Origin of the sequence: Aquiflexum balticum DSM 16537 (genome assembly GCF_900176595.1) — a bacterium.
Taxonomy (GTDB): Bacteria; Bacteroidota; Bacteroidia; order Cytophagales; family Cyclobacteriaceae; genus Aquiflexum; species Aquiflexum balticum.
In genome coordinates this window covers 3,271,919-3,293,416 of sequence record NZ_LT838813.1, presented here as the reverse complement: position 1 = coordinate 3,293,416, position 21,498 = coordinate 3,271,919, and the positions used below count along the sequence as shown (strand labels likewise).

The 21,498-nt window shown below is 41.7% G+C and carries 10 protein-coding genes; 3 read left to right on the top strand and 7 right to left on the bottom strand.

What is annotated here, in order from left to right; all coding sequences use genetic code 11:
- Positions 1-6 precede the first annotated feature (6 nt).
- Together B9A52_RS13940 and B9A52_RS13935 are read right to left on the bottom strand one after the other, a co-directional pair.
- Positions 7-13,011, bottom strand: coding sequence for a CARDB domain-containing protein (locus B9A52_RS13940; RefSeq protein WP_084121036.1), 13,005 nt, complete (start codon positions 13,009-13,011; stop codon positions 7-9).
- 207 nt (positions 13,012-13,218) lie between these two features.
- A complete protein-coding gene (locus tag B9A52_RS13935; RefSeq protein ID WP_157370163.1) occupies positions 13,219-13,953 on the bottom strand; it encodes a hypothetical protein in 735 nt (244 codons plus the stop codon).
- 425 nt (positions 13,954-14,378) lie between these two features.
- On the opposite strand from B9A52_RS13935, the gene B9A52_RS13930 reads away from it, so the two are divergent.
- The 3 genes from B9A52_RS13930 to B9A52_RS25565 are packed head-to-tail and all read left to right on the top strand — an operon-like array spanning position 14,379 to position 16,548.
- On the top strand, positions 14,379-15,188 hold the full coding sequence (locus B9A52_RS13930; protein WP_084119151.1) for a tyrosine-type recombinase/integrase: 810 nt from the start codon (positions 14,379-14,381) through the stop codon (positions 15,186-15,188).
- Positions 15,188-16,360: an IS91 family transposase gene (locus B9A52_RS13925; protein WP_084119152.1), complete on the top strand. Its 1,173-nt coding sequence runs from the start codon at positions 15,188-15,190 to the stop codon at positions 16,358-16,360. The genes B9A52_RS13930 and B9A52_RS13925 overlap by 1 nt, the downstream gene beginning before the upstream one ends.
- Positions 16,361-16,374: 14 nt before the next feature.
- Complete coding sequence (locus B9A52_RS25565; RefSeq protein ID WP_157370051.1) at positions 16,375-16,548, top strand: hypothetical protein; 174 nt, start codon at positions 16,375-16,377, stop codon at positions 16,546-16,548.
- A gap of 100 nt (positions 16,549-16,648) precedes the next feature.
- Here the strand turns inward: B9A52_RS25565 and B9A52_RS13920 are convergent, their stop codons facing one another.
- From B9A52_RS13920 to B9A52_RS13900, 5 genes are all read right to left on the bottom strand, one after another.
- On the bottom strand, positions 16,649-17,218 hold the full coding sequence (locus B9A52_RS13920) for a hypothetical protein (RefSeq protein WP_084121034.1): 570 nt from the start codon (positions 17,216-17,218) through the stop codon (positions 16,649-16,651).
- 21 nt (positions 17,219-17,239) lie between these two features.
- Positions 17,240-17,908, bottom strand: coding sequence for a hypothetical protein (locus B9A52_RS13915; protein ID WP_084121033.1), 669 nt, complete (start codon positions 17,906-17,908; stop codon positions 17,240-17,242).
- A gap of 425 nt (positions 17,909-18,333) precedes the next feature.
- Positions 18,334-18,942, bottom strand: a complete 609-nt coding sequence (locus tag B9A52_RS13910; RefSeq protein ID WP_084121032.1) for a hypothetical protein — start codon at positions 18,940-18,942, stop codon at positions 18,334-18,336.
- Between the two features lie 177 nt (positions 18,943-19,119).
- Positions 19,120-20,652, bottom strand: a complete 1,533-nt coding sequence (locus B9A52_RS13905; RefSeq protein ID WP_084121031.1) for a histidine kinase — start codon at positions 20,650-20,652, stop codon at positions 19,120-19,122.
- Between the two features lie 10 nt (positions 20,653-20,662).
- Entirely contained in the window at positions 20,663-21,385 is a 723-nt protein-coding gene (locus B9A52_RS13900) for a LytR/AlgR family response regulator transcription factor (RefSeq protein WP_084121030.1), read from the bottom strand.
- Positions 21,386-21,498 lie beyond the last annotated feature (113 nt).

Genomic DNA, 21,498 nt, shown 5'->3' with positions numbered 1-21,498 from the left:
GCCGTCTTATTTGATAAGTAGATTAATCACTCCAGACCTCACTTCGTTGGGATCTTTCACTTCGAGCACATAAATGTAAGTGCCCACCGGAAGTACTTCCCCTTCAAAAGTTCCGTCCCATCTTACTCTCGGATCATTGGTTTTGAAAACTACCCTTCCTGATCTATCCAGGACACTGATGGTGAGGTTATCAAAACCAAACAGGTCAGGTATTCCCCATGTATCATTCGCCCCATCACCGTTTGGAGTGAAAGTGTTCAGTACCTCAATCTCCGTTAACCTTCGTGACTCAAAGGTCAAAGTAAACAACTTGGTTATCGTATTTCCAGCACGGTCTGTACTGCTCACCTCAATGGTGAAATCCTTCCTTCCCGCTATCTTTTTGGTTTTGTCCCAGGTAAGCACATTACCTTCGAGGATAAAGAAACTGTTGTCAGGACTGCCATCTGTAAGCTCATAAACATGGACATCATCTGCCGGATCAACTGTTTCGAGGTTACCGATCGGAATGTTTGGATTTCTGTTCCTATTGGTAATGTTCAGAATAATATCCTGCGGCAGAGGCTTTTCACTGATCAATACCATCAAACTGGCCTGAACCTGATCCGGGTTGGTAATTTCATCCGTCAGAGTGATAGTTCCTACCAAACTGTAAACTCCTGCAATCAGGGGTTCATAGCTAGATGCCTGCCAGGCCACATTCAGAATAATTTTCTCTCCATTATTCAAGGTTACCTGTACATTTGCAGGGGGTGTCAGGGCATTGAAAGGCGTATTCCAAGTGACCTCAAGCATATCGAGGGCTTCTACTGCTACTACTTGCAGAGCCTCTACTGTAATATCAAATGTAGCTGTGGTAATATTTCTGCTTGCATCCTTGGCAGTCAGGGTGATGGTATGGTTCTGATTGGCAGCTAAGGTTGAACCTGCTACCGGACTTTGGGTAAATTCAACGGTCTCACAATTGTCTTCTGTAATGGAAGAACTGATGAAGTCCGGTAAAGTATAACCGGAGGATGCACCTGCATAAACCAGCCTGTCTTCTGGAACATTCAAAATAACAGGAGGAATCTCATCCGTTACTTTGACAGTGACAGTCACAGCAGATTCATTTCCTGCAGCATCCCTGACAGTGAGTACCACTTCATTGTCTCCGAGATCAGCACAGTTAAATGTGGTTTTATTAACAGCAATCGATGCAACAGCACAATTGTCTGTAGATCCTCCATCAACTTGGGAAGCTGTAAGCGTTGCGGTCCCATTTTCATCAAGGAATAACTCAGCACTTGTACCAATCGCTTTAGGTGCGAGATTATCTCTGACTGAAATGGTAAACTGTTGGACGGTTTCGTTACCGGCTGCATCCTTGGCTGTGAGGGTTACCTGCTGTTCGCCAAGATCAGTACATGCAAATGTGGTCTTATCCAAAAGCATGCTTTCTATTCCACAGTTGTCCGTAGAGCCATCATCTACCATTTCGACAGATAAACTTCCATTGCCAGCCGCATTAAGGTTGACTGTAATATTTTCCTTGATTTTTATCACAGGAGCTTCTTTATCCTCTACTATGATCGAAGTAGACTGCACCACTGTTTTTCCTCTGGAATCTTTGACAGTAACCTGATAGTTTCCAGCTTCCAAGGCATCAAGTGATTCAGGAACGGAAGCAATAGGGTCTCCATCTTTAAGCCAGGTATATTCATAAGGAGCGATTCCTCCTGTTACATTGGCTTTGATGGTTCCATCTGCTGCATCCTGACAACTGAGTGATGTGCCTTCCAAAGCAACTGCCAGTATCTGCACAAATTTTGCTTTGAGATTTTTATCCCTATCCATGGTCAAAGTAATGGAGGCATCTGAGGATTCCACATCACCTTCCCAAGCTACAAACTCCCAACCTGAGGCCGGATTTGCTGTCAGGGTCACTTCCGCACCGGATTCATATTGACCACCTTCCGGATTAAGGGAAATGGTTCCACTTCCTTCAGTTGAAGTGTTCACTGCAAATACCGGCAAGTCTCCCTCAATGAATATCGCGCGGATGAACTTGTTGTTGTCCATCACCAGGTTGATACTTGGTTGAGTACTGCTGATATCGCCCTCCCATCTTACAAAGACCCAACCTTCTGCTGGCATTGCTTCAATTTGTACTTCCTCGGATTCATTGAAAACAGTTCCATTTGGAAGGATGTTGATCTGACCTTGTCCGGAAACGGCGGATTGAAGGGTAAATACTTTTGAGATATTGATTTCATCCTCAGGAGTGGTGAAACAGACAACATCTTCTTCACTGACGCGGATACTGTTATTGACATTGTCTCTCACAACAGTTGCAAGGCAATAATTTTTGCCAGGAGTTCCCCGGAACGTAAATTTCTCACCCACAGCATTATCAAGACTTTGTAAAATGTAAGGCCCACCGTCTTCGGATACAAAGACATCAAAACCTTTGACACCGCTACCACCCTGATCATCTACGGTCAAGACAGTAAAGCTCATTAAGGAATCAAATTCGACCTGTACATCTTTTATCTCCAGTAAAGTAGGTGCCCCAGCATCTACGGTATTGAAAGCTTCATTGGTCACAATCGGCGCATTGGTATCAAAGAAGATATTGGCCATGGCCCTGAGGCTGTCACCGGTTACTGTTTCTCTTCCCGCTTTGATGGTGTAAGAAACAAAACCTTCTCCAATCGCAGTGGAATCATTCACAGGTAGGAATCCTGCCAATGCTTCAAATGGCGGAAGACCGGTTTTAGCATCTACCGACTGTAGCGCCCAGAACAACTCATTGTTCACGGGATCAAGGCCGAAGGTCACATTGACATCCACACCGATTTCTGCAGCAGTATTCAGCTTGGTAGTGTAATTGGTCAATCCGGGAGGAACATCAAAGGTCATATTCTGGAATCCAAAACCATTCAACCTGAAACTTGCCGGATCAAGATTCGGATCCAATTGCTGCCTCACCACAACACGTTGTGCAGGTGCTGTGGCAAATACAGGATCATTTTCGAAGAATATGGTAAACGGAAGTTCTTCCTCTTTAGAAACAAACCGCTCATCCCCATAGCCCTCAGGTCCAAGGATTTCATTGGGGTCGCAGGAGGATACTACTGGCTTGCAGAGGATCTCTTTGGCACCACAAAGTGCAATATCAACGGCTGCTGAAACTCCGGGAGAAACTAAACCAAACAAACACATGGCCCATTCATCTTTTTTATCAGTAGGCTTGGCATTTGGGACAAGTGCATCATAAATTCCAAACATACAAGAAGTTAAACTAACTGTACATGTTAGAGCGCCAACGCCACATCCAATAACTGTTGCGCACAAGGCAGCACCAGCTCCACAGCCGATTACAGCTGCCCCACATCCCAGACCAGTGAACAAGTTCCCGCAAGATGGGGAACTGAAAAAGCTACCTGCTCCTCCCGAACCTTCTCCTTCTGAACATCCTGTCGGAGAAGGACCTGCGCCTCCGCCTCCGCCGCCTCCACCACCTCCACCAGGAGGAACTACTGGCTTGCCCGGTTCAGAATGGCACGGTGTTCCGGAAGGAGTACCAGGGACCCCTTGACTACAATCATTTATGTTATCTTCAGGACCATTATCATTATCACAACCTTCAGGATAAGGGCACCTCTTAGGAGGATCATTATCTTTGGGATCATCCGGATCATCCGGATCATTTGGATTATCAGGATTATCAGGACCATCTGGATTATCGGGGTCATCAGGATTATTGGGGTCATTTGGAGTACAATTTTCTCCTATAGGACAATCACCAAATCCACCATTTGCGCCTCTTTTCCCTCCTCCAGGACCTCCTATTCCACCTCTTCCTCCTTGACCTGGTTCTATTCCAGGAGCACCAGGCCCGCCAGGTCCGCCTGGAGAGCCATCTTCGCCCCATCCACCTGGTGCACCAGGTACTCCTTGCTGACCTGGTCCGGGAACATAAGCTTTATAGCATAAAGAAATAGTGAATTCATCTAATTGTTGAACACTAAAAGTACCAATGTAAATAAAATTATGTGTAAGAAATCCACTCAGGTCTACCTCAAACTTTTCGGGATCAAAACCTGAAATTCCCCTATCAGCTACAACGATTGTCCAGCATTTATCAACTGCGGGGTACCATCCTCCCAAATAACCAGGATTATTATTGTAATCAAGGCTACTCACTTTGATGGTAAATGGAGCATCCTTAGTTGCATTAATATTAAGTTTATTGGTGATTTTTATTAAATCCCAACCTGGATTATTCCCAGCACTTCCTGAATACTTATTGATTTGCCAATTATATAATTCACCTGAATTAAATGAAGCGTCTTCAAAAAAAGATGTACCGATCAATTCTCCATCTGGATTGAATCCGCTTTCTAAAGGGATAAGACTACAGTTCAAACAATTTAAATCTATACCAACAGTATCATTTGAAGTCAGATACCCAAATTCCATATAATTCTGAATCATGGCTTTTCTAAATCCTATCAAATCTTGGACAAGAACTCTATCTTCATAAAACATTTCTGGAGAGGATAAAGCCTGTTGCCTAGTAGATTCGATTTTATCAAAAAGACTCAAGACCAAAACGGAAGGAGCAATCCCTAAATATTTCACCTCCATCGGGAATGTATTTCCTGTGAAATTACCCAACAAGAAACTTGCAGACATTTCCTCTCCAGGCCTTATATCTCGACCATATAAAGGGACAGCCATCATCCCATTAATTATGCTATAGTCAGGATTATCGGCTAAGCGACCCAAAGGATCTAGGGTTGAATTAGTCTTGAGACCTCCCTGGGTTTTTAATTCATAAATAATGATGTCTTCCTGCATGGTAACCTGTGCATTCAAAATTGGAATATCCACATTTCCTTCATTTTTGAAGACCACATTATAAAATGCTGTTTTTCCTCTCCTTACTACATCCGGAGCCAAAATATTATAGGTCAATCCACTATATCCCGTACTAGGCTCCACTTCCAATCCATTTTCCAAAATCACAGTGGTTCCATCCGGGTTCTTTACCTCCACATCATAAATTCCAAAGTCCACATCAGCCAATCTCCAACCCAACCTGCCGCTCATGCTATTGGTCAGATTTACTTGGGTTGCACTGATGACTTTGTTTCCGTCTTTGAGCAGTGAAACCTCCATACCTTCTTTGAAACCTGCACCTGTAATGGTTGTGGTAACCGTTCCGTTTCCGACAACAGAAGGGTTGGAAGATAAAATACTGAACGGCAAGGCCCTAGCCAGTAATTCAATATTCTGCGCGAGCGGAATATCTGTTTTGACCAAAATATAATAAAATCCTGATTTGGTCTCGGGCACTAATACGCGTTGGTTAGTCCTATTACTATTGATTCCTTTAAAATCAAATTCATTCGGTGAAGGTACCTTTCCGAATGACACAAAAATATCATTTGAACCGACAGTCCTGCTCGAAGCCAGGTCGATCACCAAATCAAGATTGGCCCCTACATTGACTTTATAATAGCGCCAGGTTCCTGCAATTAAAGTATTGGTAGTAGGAACATCCAATGGAAGTGACCTTACGTCCAGCTTCAATTGCTTTTCAGCGACCAAGAGGTTGTTTTCATAATTGACTTCATTGATAGAGGCCAAAAGATTGGTCCTGCCTATGCCGAAATAATTTCCGGGATCAAGGTCCAGAATCGAACCTTTGATATTATAGGTACGGCTTTGTCCGGGCAAAATATTGGCATCTGATTCCTGAATTCCAATTAAAGGATCCAATGCACCGTTGAACTGTTGGTCTCCGGAAAGATAGAATCCATTGTATAGCCTTCCAGAAGCAGGCTTATCCCCGATATTGGTCACTTCAATCTCTGCAGTAGTTTCGTCTCCAAGGAAAGCAGCTTCCTGAATGGAGAATGAACTGATGGTCAGATCCGTTGGATCGGATAAATTGATCAGAATGACCCGATTGCCCTCATTGTTGGTTTCGCCTCCTTCAAAGCCTTCAAAAATCTTATTCTGGTAATCTGCTTTGGCTATCAAATAGTAATTTCCGGAAACATTATTTGGGGTTTTGACCAAAGCACTGTCTCTCAAAGTCTCCCCAACCGCCAAGGTTTTTGTAACTCTTTTAAAACCTATATTCTGAGCACCTGTGGCCAGGACAGGAGAAGTACTTAGGAAGAAACCGTCATTCCACTCAAACCTTGTTGGTCCTTCACCATTGTTTTCAAGGGTATATTTGACATAAAAACTCTCCCCTGAAATGACCGTTTCCGGAGCTTCAATGGCAGTGACAACAAGGTCCGGCGCAGGAGTGGCAGCGATATTCAGTTTCCTAAAGGCAATATTATTGGCCTTATTCTGATCTTCTGTAACATTCTCCCTATAGTCCACCCATAGATACACAAAGTACTCTCCTGAAATCCAGTCAGGTATTTTAACCGACCTACCCGTTTCATAAACTTCTCCCATAACCAATTTGGACCTACTGAACTCGGTCAGGTAAATATCATCTTCTGTCAGCACAGAATCCCTTGTCAAATAAACCCTGGATATAAATGACTTAGTCACATCATCCGGTCCCAGATTTCCTACCTTGAAATTGACATTCAACTGGTCACCTGAACCAATTGTGTTGGAGCCAATGGAAAATTCCTGCACCGTCAGATCAACCACTTTGATTTCGACCACTGTTTCCGGAGTAAGGACCACAGGAGATTTTACTCCCAGCATTTGATTGCTTGCCCGATTATTGGTCTCATCTACTTCAAAAATCACATCATTTACATCGGTGAAAATATGGAAATAAATACTATCCGGAGCATTTTTAGGTAATGCTACCAAAGCTGTTCTTTCTACAGCTTGTCCTGCCGGTAGACTGTCACGGTGCAAAACACTGCCCAGAAAATTAAACGGCGTCTTTGTAGGGTCTGAACTGGTAGACCAATTAATTCTATCGTTAAATCCTACTGCCGCCTTATTCCCATTATTAACGATTCGGTATTTAACCGGAAAGGCTACATCTCTATAGACCGTATCAGGCAGGGTGATGGACACGGGAGATAGTTCAGCCCTTTCCCCTGTTATCAATTTTACAGGATTTTCACTCCTCTTGACATTGTTGCCCTTTGTTTCAAATTCAAAAACCCTATTATCAGTATCAGTCAGAACAAAAACATAATAATCTCCTGCTAATCGTTCAGGAATCAAAGCCTCAGCTTCTACGGTGTAACTGTCCCCGTTTTCCAAAGGCAAGGGGGTGCTGTTTCCAAAACCATCAAATCTTAGCGGTGTGGTAAAGGTTTTTCTAAAAACTGAGACCGACTTGCTCTTATCGAATTCAGGTTGTTCGGAAATAAAAACCTCATCTACCCAAGAATTTACATTGGGTGGATTGGCACCTGAATTTTCAACTATCCATGAAATATCCATTTTTGTCCCTGCTATGATCTCTGCAGGAACTTGCAGGTCAATGACCGCTAAATCTGATGGCGGGGTAAGAATGACATTGATCGGATCGCTTCTTCGGATATTGTTGCTGTATTCGTTTTCAAACATCCCTGAGAAATTGGAAACGATATAGAGGTAGTAAGTACCGAAAACATTATCCGGCAATTTCAGCTCCCGCTGCTTGGAGTATTTTGAATTGACAGGAAGGTTTCCACCAACTATACAAGTAGAAACACTGTCCTCCTCGGCCAAGAAGACGGAATATTCCTGTAGTTTGGTGGATTTGCTGATATTGAATTCAGGTTCCTGTGAAAGGTAAATGGCATCCCGCCAATAATATTCTATCCTACAGGATTCCGTCACAGAGATGTTTGTCGGTGCTGATGCCACGCTGACACTACTACCACCTCCGGATGTTCCTCCTGAATTTCCCGTTGAATAGCTATACGTACCAGCATCCCTTTTGAATCTCCAGAAAAGTCCCTTAGCTTCCCTTTCCCCTATATTCTGTACTTCATAAATGACACTGATGGAATCACCTGAAAAAGCATCCGTGGTCACACCTACATTATTGACTGTCAAATCAGCCAAAGGAGGAATTCCAATGGATAAAGTCTGGAAGATCAGATTATTTTGATCATCACTTTCAGTCAAAGTCTTAGAATGTGCTCTACGCTCGTTGGAACAGACCCCATTTTCAATCCTACAATAACCATCATCATTGTTGGTAATCACAAACAGGTAATAGACACCTCTGAGATTGATCGGCACCCTCACTTCTTGGGTCATGGTATAAGATTCCCCTTGCATCAGTGAGGCGGGATTATCGAATTCTCCCAGCAGTATATCATCGGCTCTCCTTAGATCAAGATCGGCAGAAAGCCATATACGGTCTTTCCAACGTACATTGTTTGTATTGCCTAACCCAATATTTTTCACTTCCCAGGAAACCGTTATGGAATTTCCCGCCACAACGGCTTCCGGTGCAGTGTAGGATTGGATGGTAAGGTCAGGAATTCCTGCTGCTGCAAATCGTTGGACTGGCCCTTCGGTGACAAAGCAACTGTTTTTGGAGTGTACCTGCCACAGGAATGATTTACCCTGCTCCAGGCTTTGGACTGTGTAATTGATTTCCTGAATATCTCTTGCAATAGGTTGGTTGGGCTTTTCTGTACCCTCCTCCCAGACAAATACATCATAGACTACCGAAAACTCCCCTGGAGTCCAGGATAGTGAAATCGGCTGAGGTAGATTCAAAGATCCATCAGGAGGCAACATTTGCCTTACTGGTTCAGGTGCACTTGCAGGGATAACAGTAACTTCTAAGGTATCTGAGAAAACACAATCAGTGCCGTATTTTCCACTTACCCAATATTTGGTATTGGCAGTCGGGCTGACGGTGATGCTTTCCCCTGTTTGGCTGGTAGACCAAATCAAATCCCTCAATCCCTGAATGGACAAAGTCAAAGATTCTCCCGCACAAATGGTAGTCAGGCCTGAAACCTGCAATTCCGGCAACTGGTCCAATTCAAAATTGAAATTGGCGGATTTGATTTCACAACCGTTTTCATTTACATAAACTGCTGTATAGATACCTGATCGATTGGCTTTGACTGTGATGGATTCTCCCAAGTCATAGATTTCCGAATCAATATCCAAAATCCACCGGACCGGAATAGTAAGCTGAGTTCCTAAGATTCTGCCGCCTTCACAGGATTCACTGTCAGGGGTTGAAGATATCACAGGCAATTCACTGGTATTTTCTACAAAAACCATTACCCTTTTTTCAACCTCACATCCATCTTCAGTGGTGATCGTGACAGTATATTCGGTGGAGATTGTTGGGGAGACATCAATCAGGTTGGTCGTGGCCCCTGTATTCCATAGATAAGAAATACCTCCTGAAGCCTGTAGCAAAGTAGATTGTCCGCTACAAATATTCGCATCGGGAGATATGGTCGTGTTGGTTTCTGGAGAATTATTGACAGTGATCGTTTGTCTGTCATTATTTGTATTGACATCTCCTTCCAAAATAGTATAGGCCCTTATTTCATAATTTCCATCCACTGATAAATCTACTTTGGCTTGGAAACTATAGGTCAGTTTGCCATTTCCGGCAATGGTATTGGTTCCTGAAATATTTTCTATCACAGGTTCACCCCCATTGACTACATAAGCGACTTGGAATGCTCCTGCCGGGGAGGAATTGAAATTGGTGATTTCTATAGTGACTGTTTCCGCCTCACTCAAATTACAACTTGACACCGGGGCGGTGATGGCGGATACACCCAGATCTGCATTGGTTTTGGTCGTCTGGGTAGAAGTGTAAGCCGGAGCCATGTAAAGTTCCCCGTTTTCTGATACAGCATATTCATAAAAAGAAAGATGATAGGTCTTGCCGGACTCCAAGCCATTTAAACTGAAACTTTCTCCGAAATCATTATACACGACAAAGTTGCCTGTACCTATTTGATCACCTGTTCCAAAAGTGCTGCTGGCAGTATAGGAGGTCAAATCCGCCGGGCCGCCGCTGACCGCACTTCCTTCTCTGGCCAGAACAAGACGCCTTGATCCATTACCTTTGGTAAAACTTACATCAAACGAATTGAATTCAATATTGCTGTACTGGGCATTGGATACCTGAACGGTAGGTCGTTCTCCCAATGTTTCTTGAGCAAAGGCATAACCTGGCCTTTTGTAAAGTTTTAGATTAACCCCATTGAATTCAAATAAGGCAAAGAAATAATTAGTGCCTGATTCAAGGTTGGTGACATTTACATTATTGCCGGTTCCATTATAAAGAACATAATTTCCAGTAGTCCCTATTTGTCTGTTGCCATAGCCCACGGAAGATGCATAGTTTATGCCGTCTTCAGGTTGGACATTCACCGGACCATCTTTACGTGCAATCAATAACCGGTTTGAGCCATCTCCCCTGGTCCAAGAAATATTCAATGAATTATTACTTCTGCTGCTTAAAAATGCATTGCTGGATTGGACCGTTGGCGTATTTAGAGTTGTTTGGGTTGCCTCCAAAAAAGTTTCTGTAAGGTAGAAAGTGTTGGCACCTGTTCCATTATATTCAAAAACAGCAAAATGATAATCACTCCCGGGTTCAAGTCCATTCAGCCAGCTTTGATTGCTGTTACCATCATAAACTACAAATTCCCCTTCTTTAATTTCCGTTCCCGACCCAAATGTGATATTGTGCGCATAAGAAATACCATCTTCAGGTACTGCGGTTACTGCCCCCCCTTTCTTAGCTATAACAATACGCCTTTCCCCATTTCCGTTATTAAAAAAATAGTAAAATCTATCCCCATCCAAATTGGAAGTTCTAAAGTTGGACGCAGCAACTGTCGGCGCTGATGCCGTTGCCTGACTGCCTCTAGCAGCAGGCTTAAGATATAGCTTAGCATTGGCTCCATTGTATTCAAAAACAGCAAAATGATAAGTCCTATTGGGTTCCAAATTGATGATACCCCGGCCATTTGCACCTCCATCATAAACGACATAGTTGCCGGTACCTATTTGTCTTTGACCATAGGCTGAGGACCAATTATAATTCACCAGGTCCTGTGGTTCTACATCTACCGGTCCATCGGCCCTGGCTATCAGGATTCGTCCGTTACCATTTCCATTGGTCCAGTTTACTGTCATTCCTGTGCCGGTAATATTACTGAAAGTGATATCGCTGGCCTGTTGGGTAGGCGTAGTCAAAGTAGAGGCATTTGCCTGCAGAAATTCTGTTGTTAAATAAAAGGTACCTGTACCCGTACCATTATATTCAAATACCGCCAGATGATAAGTTGTTGACGGTTCCAATCCTGCCAGCCAGCTTTGATTGCTTGTTCCATCATAAACAACAAATTCACCTTCCTTGATTTCTGTACCTGACCCAAATGTGATGTTGTGTGCATAAGAAACACCATCTACTGGCACAGCGGTTACAGGACTTCCTTTTTTGGCAATGACAATACGCCTTTCCCCATTTCCGTTATTGAAAAAGTAGTAAAATCTATCCCCATCCAAATTGGAAGTTCTAAAGTTTGAAGCAGGAACTGTTGGTGCAGATGCCGTTACCTGACTGCCTCTTGCACCAGGCCTAAGGTAAAGCTTAGCATTGGATCCATTATATTCAAACACCGCAAAATGGTAGGTCCTGTTGGGATCCAAATTGGTAACTCCCCTACTATTTGCACTTCCGTCATATATGACAAAGTTTCCGTTACCGATTTGTCTTTGGCCATAAGTGGATGACCAATTATAATTCACCAGATCCTGAGGTTCTACATCCACCGGTCCGTCTGCCCTGGCTATCAGGATACGTCCGCTACCATTCCCATTGGTCCAGTTTACTGTCATTCCAGAACCTGAAATATTATTGAAAGTGATGTCACTGGCCTGTTGGGTAGGCGTAGTCAAAGTAGAGGCATTTCCCTGCAGAAATTCAGTTGTTAAATAAAAGGTACTTGTACCCGTTCCATTATATTCAAATACTGCCAGATGATAAGTGGATGCAGGTTCAAGTCCATAAAGCCAGCTTTGGTTACTATTTCCGTCATAAACTACAAATTCACCTTCCTTAATTTCCGTACCTGATCCAAAGGTAATGTTGTGTGTATAAGAAACACCATCTACTGGTACAGCGGTAACCGGACTTCCTTTTTTTGCAATAACGGTTCGCCTGGAACCATTTCCATTGTTGAAAAAATAGTAGAATCTATCTCCATCCAGATTACTTATCCGAAAGTTAGACGCGGCAACAGTTGGTGCTGAGGCAGTTACCTGACTACTTCTGGATCCAGGTCTGAGGTAAACCTTACCACTGCTACCATTGTACTCAAAAACCGCAAAATGATAGGTCCTGTTCGGTTGCAGATTAGTGACTCCCCGACTATTGGCGCTTCCATCATAAACGACAAAGTTTCCAGTACCAATTTGCCTCTGACCAAAAGTGGATGACCAATTATAGTTTACGAGATCTTGAGGCTCAACATCAACTGGTTCATCTGCCCTTGCTATCAGAATGCGACCGCTGCCATTGCCGTTCGTCCAGTTTACAGTCATTCCTGAACCAGTCACATTGCTGAAGGTTATTCCACTGGCTTGTTGGCTTGGTGCCGTTAGTGTAGTCGCATTCCCTTCCAAAAATTCGGTGGTTAAATATTCAGTATTGAAGTCAGTCCCGTTATATTCAAAGATTCTGAGATAATAGGTGGTAGAATGGTTGAATCCTGCAATCCAGCTCTGATTGCTCGTTCCGTTGTAAACCACAAATTGCCCGGGAGAAATCTCATTCCCCTGTCCAAAATTACCAGCTAAATAATCTGCCCCATTGACGGGAATGGCAGTGACAGGACTGGTACTTGCCACAATAATTCTTTTGGCACCATTCCCCCTGGTAAAACTTACATAAAACCTGTCCCCATCAATATTGGAAATATTAAGATTTGTGGGAGGTGTCGTGGGTACCTGCCCAAAAACATGGAAACTAGCTGAAAAGAAAACTATTGAAAAAAAGAAAGTTTTTAAAAACCGGGTGAAAGTTGTGAAATTGAATTTCATAATTGTTACTCTTTAGTTGAAAATCATTCGGATACATGGTGACCATCACAGAAACTCAGAGCCTCCAGAACAAAAATGATATAACAATTAAAAATGGAATATAAAGCATGTAACAATGTGTATCACTCCTGTAACATGTCGTCTAAAATGTGCCAGAGGAGTGATTTAAAAAAAGAATGTTGAAAATTTCCCCAAAAAAGAAAAGTATCAATACACTCTCACCCAAGTAAGGTCATCAGGCAAATTATCCAGTTTAGTAACTTTGATTACCTCTGGAAAAAACCCGCCATTCTTTGATTCAAAAACCTTTTCGATTTCGTATTGGACAATGTTCCAGCCCTTTTCAAGTTCAAGTCCATAAAGCATGGACTTATCAAAATTCTCATCACCCAAACCTGTATAGTTTGAGGTCATGCATGTCCCTATTGCCGAAGCTTTGTCCTCGGAAAAATAAAACATCAAATAATATCCTAAGCCAACATCCCCTTTTTGATTACGATGCAACCAATTTGCAATGAGTGGATTGTTGACCGCGTAAACTTTCCCATTTTCCGCTTTTCTTTTATTGTCTGAAAGGATCAAGTCCGGTAAACCGGATAAAAGTGATTGCGGATTTTCAAATTCAATGTCAGGATACCTACATGTAAAAGTATCTTCGACTGTTGGCAATTTTAAGGTAAATCCTCTAGGTGCTTTTTTCTGTGCTTTAGCAGCCATTTTCTTGATCTCGTCCAAGAAACTATCCGACAAGGGAACTGTAATCATTCCCTCCTCATCAATTGTGCCCCAAGTGTATTTATACCCTGTTACGATATCATGAGAAATGATCAGCCCTTTTCCATCGGCATAATCAATGATTTTTCCCTTTAGCGCTTGCTGGGCGATGGACATTTCGAAAGTCGTCAAATACATTAAAATTAAGATTACGATTCTGCTTATCATTATTTTAAAATTTTCCGGATTGATATCATATGTAAAATTGTTGGGACAAAAACTCAAGAGACTCTAATTGTTAATAAACTGGTTTTCAATTACTTTATGGAACTTTTAAATAATGTTAACAACGAACTATAGAAAACTAAAATCCAGGTAACCAAAAAAACGATAGTTGAAAAGTGAAAAAAAAACCTGCCCAAATTGGGCAGGAAAAAAGCTGTTTAAGTCCTAAAAAGTTACCCCAATGTTATATATCTCCATAATTGCTGTCTTTTTAAAGACGTTTATGTTGAAGTTGAACTAAACCTCCTTCGTCGGTAGTTTTTCTGTATTCCATCATAAAGGCCTGATTTTTAACAATATGTATTAAATTTATTCCATGTTCAATCTTTAACTAATTTAATCATGGAAAAAAAAGTTTGCGCCAGAGGATGTATGAGGAGATGTCCTACAGACATTATTCTCCCAGAAGCATCAAGACCTATCTTAGCCTGGTATCTGTAGTATCAGCTCATTTTGGAAAAAGTCCGGATCTGATCAGTATCCCCGAATTAAAGGACTACCTTTTTAAAAGGATCAGTTTGGACGGACTTTCGGTATCAAGCATCAACCAGACAATCAGTGCCTTTAAAATACTTTTCAAAGACGTGCTTGAAAGAGATTGGGATACTATCAGGATCAAACGGCCAAGACGTCCCAAGCTGCTTCCGGTTGTATTCTCAAAGGAAGAAGTGTCGCTTATCCTTAAGAGTATCAGGAACAGAAAGCACTATTGCCTGATAGCCCTTACCTACGCCTCGGGGCTCAGGCTTGGTGAGGTGATCAGTCTCAAGCCCGGCGATATAGACAGTGACAGGATGCAGCTTAAAGTGAGGGGAGGCAAGGGATACAAGGACAGGTATACCCTTCTGCCCCATAAGTTACTGGTACAGCTTCGGGATTACTTCAAAAGCTACCGTCCGGTTACTTATCTCTTTGAAGGGCAGGTGCCGGGAAAGCCATACAGCGAAAAAAGCGCACAGTCTGTTCTGAAAAAGGCCATGGAATGTGCCGGAATAACAAAGCATGCCTCTTTCCATACCCTGCGGCATTCCTTCGCCACGCACCTGCTCGAGCAGGGGACCAATGTCAGGATAATCCAGGAACTCCTGGGACACAGATCCCTTAAGACCACTACGGTCTACCTGCATATCTGCAATCTGGATCCGGCCCTGATCAAAAGTCCCCTGGATGAGCTTTGATGGATGCTGTCAACAAGAGGAATGGTGGGGCCGAACTCTCAACAGTCCTGGATTCCCAAAAGGAGGTCTTCCTGTCGCAGAAGCATCTGTGCCCTGATCAGAGAAAGGCCTTTAACGACATCCTCCATTGCCGGACATCACAAATGGGCTCACACAGTCTCTGTTGTGACTCCTGCGGTACGGTCAAAGTCTGCTATAACAGCTGCAGGAACCGTCACTGTCCGAAGTGCCAGTACATCAAGCAGCAGTTGTGGGTGGAAAAGCTAAAGTGCAGGCTTCTGCCTGTCAGGTACTTTCACGCCGTGTTTACGGTTCCTGAGTTTCTCAATCCATTGTTCTACATCAACCAGAGGTTCTGTTACAACCTGCTCTTTGAATGTTCCGCAAAAGCAGTAAAGAAGACTGCCCTGAACCCGGCATTTCTGGGAGTCGAAAGCGGCTGTCTGTCGGTACTCCACACTTGGGGCCAATCCCTGAACTACCACCCCCACATCCATATGCTGGTTCCTGCAGGAGGGCTTGACAGTGACGGGATGCAGTGGCTGTATGCCGGCAAAAAGTTCTTCGTTCCGGTAAAGGCCCTTTCGGCTGTGTTCCGGGGACTGTTCATGGAAAGGCTTCTGGGAGCACTGGAGGATAACCTTCTCAGGATACCCGAAGGTCAAAAAGAGCTGTTTGCCGATATCAATAGTCTGAAAAGGGAATCTTACGCAAAGATGTGGAATGTCTATATCAAGAAGACCTTCAGGGGGGCGGGCCAGGTGGTCAGCTACCTTGGCAGGTATACCCACAGGGTAGCGATCAGCAACAGCCGTATTCTGGATACAGATGGTGAAACCGTAAAATTCAGGTGGAAGGATTACAGGGACAACAAAACCAAAACCATGTTGCTTGCCTGTTCCGAGTTTGTCAGAAGATTTATGCAACATGTACTGCCAACAGGCTTCTACAAAATCCGCTATTACGGCATCTTGGCCTCGGCCAACAGCAACACCAAAATGAATGAATGTTTCAGGCTGTTGAACATAACAAGGGAGGTGTCATTTTACCATGGGCTGAGCACCTACGAGGTGATGGAGGAGATTTTCGGAGAAGAGATGTTCAGGTGTAGCTGCTGCAAGAACGGAAGGATGGTCTTTGCCACGCCCGAAGGAAAAGCAAATGGTCCCTGAATGAAAAAGCAGGGATGAAGTTCTTTGAAAAGCTGAAAGAAAAACAAAACAGAGGTTCTGTTACAGGGAAAGGTATGCCCGGTCCCAAACAAAATTTCCGGGTAAAAAAGCGGAATCCGTCCAAAACTTCAGGACAATGGTCCAAAACCAGACAAAACCTTCAAAGCAAAGCAGATAAATACCCATAGGTGTAGCACGGCTTAGTCCAACTATGTTTTAAACGCAATCTTGAAACGCCAATTTATTTTGGCTATTTTTTTGGCTAGATTGCGTCTAAAACACTTTACGTTAGTTGCTATTATCTACCTTAAGAAAAAACTCCCCTTCTGTTATATTTTTAGTATTGCCTGATACAATTTCATAAATAATTCCAGAAAATTTTCCTCTTATCCGGGTATTGGTCAATTCTGTAATCTGCAAAACTGAATCCTCTTCATCAACATCTGTGACATAACCAAGGCTTTCAGAAGCATTGAGATAACCTAAAATAAATCCCTTCAGACCAAAACCTGTTTCTGTAAATGGTCTGAGGTAGTCGTAGGTCTTAACTCCAATTGGTGAATCATCTCTTACAATAAGGGTGATCACTTCAGAATATCCTGAATCATCCGGAAGACTTGCTCCGGCCGAAATAGCAAGTTCATAAACCCCTGGGATCGCAGAACCAATATTGACCAGCTGCATATCCTCCTGTTTAAACTCAACCAAAACTCCATTTACCTTGGCTTTCAAAAAGAAGCCTGAAGTGTTAAGATCATCAAGGTCCGGATTTTCATCTTCTGTTATACCACACCCAAACGAAAAACCTATGATCAAACCCCAGAGAAATAAAAATTTCAAATTATATGCTTTTTCCATGACTGATAATATTTTAAAGTATTAATAATAAGTACCTACCCAAAGTATTTTGGAAGGATCTTTTACATTGCTGATACTTACTTTGGAAGGAAAAGATGCCCTGATGTTGGGATCTGTTTCATGCACTTCTTCAATGGTGTATTCTACCCAATTGAAGCCCTTTTTCAATTTGATATCAAAATTGTATTCCGTTTCCACTTCCTCATTGTCAGATGCATAGACACTGCTGTTGCAGGTCATATTCAAACTCACATCATCTGCAACATACATCACCTCATAAAAAGACCCCTTAATGGCATTGTTATATCCTGAGTCTTCTATCCAAGGCCTTAGTCCTTCATCAGAAACCAAAAATACTGTTCCTACCCAATCTCCATTCTTGGTCAACCTTACAAAATCCTGCCTTGCGGCCAGCTTTTCTGCGTTTTCTCCAAAAGCATCAGAATTATTACAATTAAAATGAAAGTTAAAATAAAGTGGCCCCATAGACATGGACATGTTTTCTTCAGGAATTTGGTCCAAACTAAGATTATCCAGGTTTGCGGTAAACTGACCTTTTTTATCCACCTTACCAATTGAGACAGGATAATCCATCCCAAATAGCATCAAAACCAAATCCATTTCGGATTTATTATGGTTTTTGACATTTCCTGTTATTTCTTGTGCATTTGCCCAGAAAAAACAACACATAAAACATAAGATTAGAATAGGCTTCATATTTATACTGTTTGTTATTGGTAAAACATTTAAAAGTTTTGATTGGTCAAATTTATTTCATTAGATACCCTAGCCATATCAATTATGTATCAAAGAATAATACTGTTGTAACATCGTGGGGAAATCGGTAAATAAAAGTGAAAATGTTTGATGACAGATGACCGATGTTGGAGAGGGTACGGAAGACGGAAGACGGAAGACGGGAGACAGAAGAGAGAGGCGAGATGCTAGAGCCGAGATCCGAAATTTGAGAACCAAGAACCAACCAAAGCCTGTCTCGTACCGATAGCTATCGGCACGGGAAGTCAAAGAGCGAGAAATGATAAGTGAGACCTAAGTAGCCGAAAGAATGGAACGAGATCTGTCAGTAGCGAGGAAAACGAGAGGGCAAAAGCCACTTATTTGAGAGCCTTAAAATCCAGGTAATCCGCAAAAGTCCACAATTCCTCATTTCGAAGATGTTGGCCCTTTAAGGAAACCAGAAATCTACCCTCATGTATGAATTCAAGTTCTGAGATCTCCTCTCTTGTATTTTCCACTTCCCAAACTCTGTGGCCATTTTTATTATATATTCTTGAATAACCATCAGCCTTCAATTCCTCAAAATCAAGATTTAATTTTTGAATACTGCCTGACAAAAGAACAGCAGCTACGGGCCCTGCACCATCAAGGACTTCCATTACCACCTGTTTTGATGGATCTGATTGATGACTATAGGTACCTTTGATGGCACTCATGTCCACCGACTCCTTATATCCAATGACAGTTTTTGTTATTTTGTATTCCCCAATTTGTTTTGGTATCCAATTTTTAAGTTGTTCTCTGGTAATGGGAATGATTGAAGCCAAATCCTGCATTGACAATTGCGAAGTTTCTCCTGATTTTTCAACAATCGCTTTTTGGGAGGATTCGTTTTTTTGACAGGAAATCCCTAAAATCAGGAATAGAGCTATCAAAGCTTGAATTTTGAAAATTCTCCTTTTTAATTTTGGTTTATCAATCATCATTATTGCCGGGTTTAATAAAAATGATGGCAAATATAGATTCGCAAAAATCAACGGGATATATCCATTGTACCACAGGATAAGAATATTGTAACATCCCTGGAGTATGTTGAAAAAAATAATTGACTCAATTGGGATTTTTTCCTTTGAGCGCAAAAAAAGATCGAATTCAAAAAATACTCAGACCTCCGCCTGATCCAAATAGAGAACTACTTCAGTGCCTTCCTGACCTGATTGGACAGTATGGTCTAGAATTTCAAAATGATAATTGACATTTTCACTTTCGTTGAAATACCTGAGACGTTCGGAATTAAGTCTAATGCCCAGGGACTGCTTTTTTATGGATTTGTTGACCATCAACTCCTCCGATTTTTTTCTGCCGATGCCGTTATCTTTGATTGAAACTATAAGGTTTCCTTCAGTATTCATAACCTTCAGGACTATGCTTTTTTCACCCTTCTTTGTCGTTAGCCCATGCCAGATGGCATTTTCCAAAAAAGGCTGCAGGATTAATGGCGGGACTTTAGTGTTTACCAGGTCTATGTTCTCCCCGACAATGAGTTCAAATCTAATGCTTTTTTCAAACCTGATGGATTCAAGACTGACATACAGCCTGGCAATGTCCAGTTCCTCTCCCAAAGGAATACTGAACATCCGAGAACTTTCGAGGACCATCCTGATCAATTTTGCGAATTTATTGAGGTAGGTGACCGCGTTTTCTTTGTCATTTTCAATAAGGTAAACCTTGATGGAATTCAGCGCATTGAAAATAAAATGAGGGTTCATCTGATTTCTTAGGGACTGAAGATGAAGCAGCGTGATTTCCTTTTCATAATCAGCTTTTAACTTGCCTATCCGCTGTTCTTTGGCATCAGCCTCTAAGGAGTATATTTTTTCTTCTTTGATCACCAATTCCTCTTTCAATTTTTCATTGAGCTGACTTCTCAAATTCTCATTCATCTCCAGTTGTTCATAGAGATCTTGCTGAATGGAAATTTTCTCATCATATACCTCTCTTTGTTTGATGGCAAGGGCGAAAGTATAGAGAAAGTTCTCTACCAATACAGGGATGTAAAACAGGTAATAATACTTATTGGTGAAGCTGACATCCTTACCAAAAGTCAAAAAAGCCATAAGGGACGTAAATATTCCCAATACCAAAAAACCTGTTAAAATATAGTACTTGACTTTTACAGGAATCTTAACAACCAGATATATTCCATAAAGTGTAAACAAAAGGGTAATGGGCATGAAAACAAGGATATAAAAACCCCTCATCATATCGTAACCATTCCACAAATACCTGCCTGCTACCAGAACACCGAAGATAAGACTAATGATGAAGGCATATTTGGTGAAAAAAGCTTTGAATTTTGGGTAATGCTTCCGGAAATTCAGGATTTCCATGATGAAGAAGGAAAACACCAAATAACTCGTAAACTGAATTGGGAAATTGACGTGAATGAAGAATTCCGGCCAAGCATTGTAGATGTCTTCAACAAAAACCCCTTTTACCCTTTTGATTAGATTTACAGCATTGATAAAAGCATAAATACTGTAGAATAGATAAAATTTCTCCCTGTTTTTGATATACAAAAAGAAATGGTAAAGTGACAGGTAAAACAGGATACTGGTGACGGCCCAACCCAAACCGTTGAAATTACTGTTTTCAAGAACTGACATCCATAACCCTGTCTTCTCAGTATCCATCATATCAATTATCTTAAAAACGGCTTAAAAACCCAGACTTTTTTAATCTTGCAACCGGCAATGAAATTCCTGATACCAATACTACTTTGGAACTGCTTTTTTCATATACACTTACTTTTTGAAGATTGATCAGATAACTGTGGTGAATTCTGTAAAACAATTCGGTGGGAAGCATCTCCTCAAGGTACTTTAATTTTTTGGAAATATACACCACACCGTTATTTTCGGTCATAATCCTGGAATAACTGCCATCGCTTTCACAATAAACAATATCAACAGGGTCCAAAAAAACCATCTTATCATCTGAATTGATTTTCAGTCTTGTTCCCTGAAAGACCATTTTTTCATTTTGAAACACCTCAGCCAAATCCTTTTTTTTCTTATTCTGACTTATTTTTTGAACTGCCAAGGTCAAATCTTCTTTTTCAATAGGTTTCAATAAATAATCGAGAGCACTTTTCTTGATGGCGTGTATGGCATGTTCAGCATAAGCAGTCACAAATATCACCTCAAATGTTCTGTCTTTGAAAAACTCCAAAAACTGAAACCCGTCCATTTCAGGCATCTCAATATCCAAAAAAACCACATCAGGCTGTAAGCCATCTATTTTTCTGATGGCATCGATTACATTGGAAAAAGTACCCACAACATGAATCTGATCCGAAAAAAAATTCAAATCCCATTCCAGGGATTGAATGGATTTGGGTTCATCATCAATAATTATTGCTCTTATCATTTTTGGGAAAAGAAAAACCTGGATTTCTAAAGTTGCTGAAATTTATATTTCCTAAAAATATAAAAATCATCACAAATCAAACAGTTATTTATCCGCAGGACTTATTTCCAGGC

Excerpts from the sequence above, each read along its gene's own strand:
- B9A52_RS13915 (WP_084121033.1), bottom strand. The coding sequence starts at position 17,908 with ATGTGTTGTTTTTTCTGGGCAAATGCACAAGAAATAACAGGAAATGTC.
- B9A52_RS13925 (WP_084119152.1), top strand. The coding sequence starts at position 15,188 with ATGGATGCTGTCAACAAGAGGAATGGTGGGGCCGAACTCTCAACAGTC.
- B9A52_RS13905 (WP_084121031.1), bottom strand. The coding sequence starts at position 20,652 with ATGATGGATACTGAGAAGACAGGGTTATGGATGTCAGTTCTTGAAAAC.
- B9A52_RS13930 (WP_084119151.1), top strand. The coding sequence starts at position 14,379 with ATGTATGAGGAGATGTCCTACAGACATTATTCTCCCAGAAGCATCAAG.
- B9A52_RS25565 (WP_157370051.1), top strand. The coding sequence starts at position 16,375 with ATGAAGTTCTTTGAAAAGCTGAAAGAAAAACAAAACAGAGGTTCTGTT.
- B9A52_RS13935 (WP_157370163.1), bottom strand. The coding sequence starts at position 13,953 with ATGATAAGCAGAATCGTAATCTTAATTTTAATGTATTTGACGACTTTC.
- B9A52_RS13910 (WP_084121032.1), bottom strand. The coding sequence starts at position 18,942 with ATGATGATTGATAAACCAAAATTAAAAAGGAGAATTTTCAAAATTCAA.
- B9A52_RS13940 (WP_084121036.1), bottom strand. The coding sequence starts at position 13,011 with ATGAAATTCAATTTCACAACTTTCACCCGGTTTTTAAAAACTTTCTTT.
- B9A52_RS13900 (WP_084121030.1), bottom strand. The coding sequence starts at position 21,385 with ATGATAAGAGCAATAATTATTGATGATGAACCCAAATCCATTCAATCC.
- B9A52_RS13920 (WP_084121034.1), bottom strand. The coding sequence starts at position 17,218 with ATGGAAAAAGCATATAATTTGAAATTTTTATTTCTCTGGGGTTTGATC.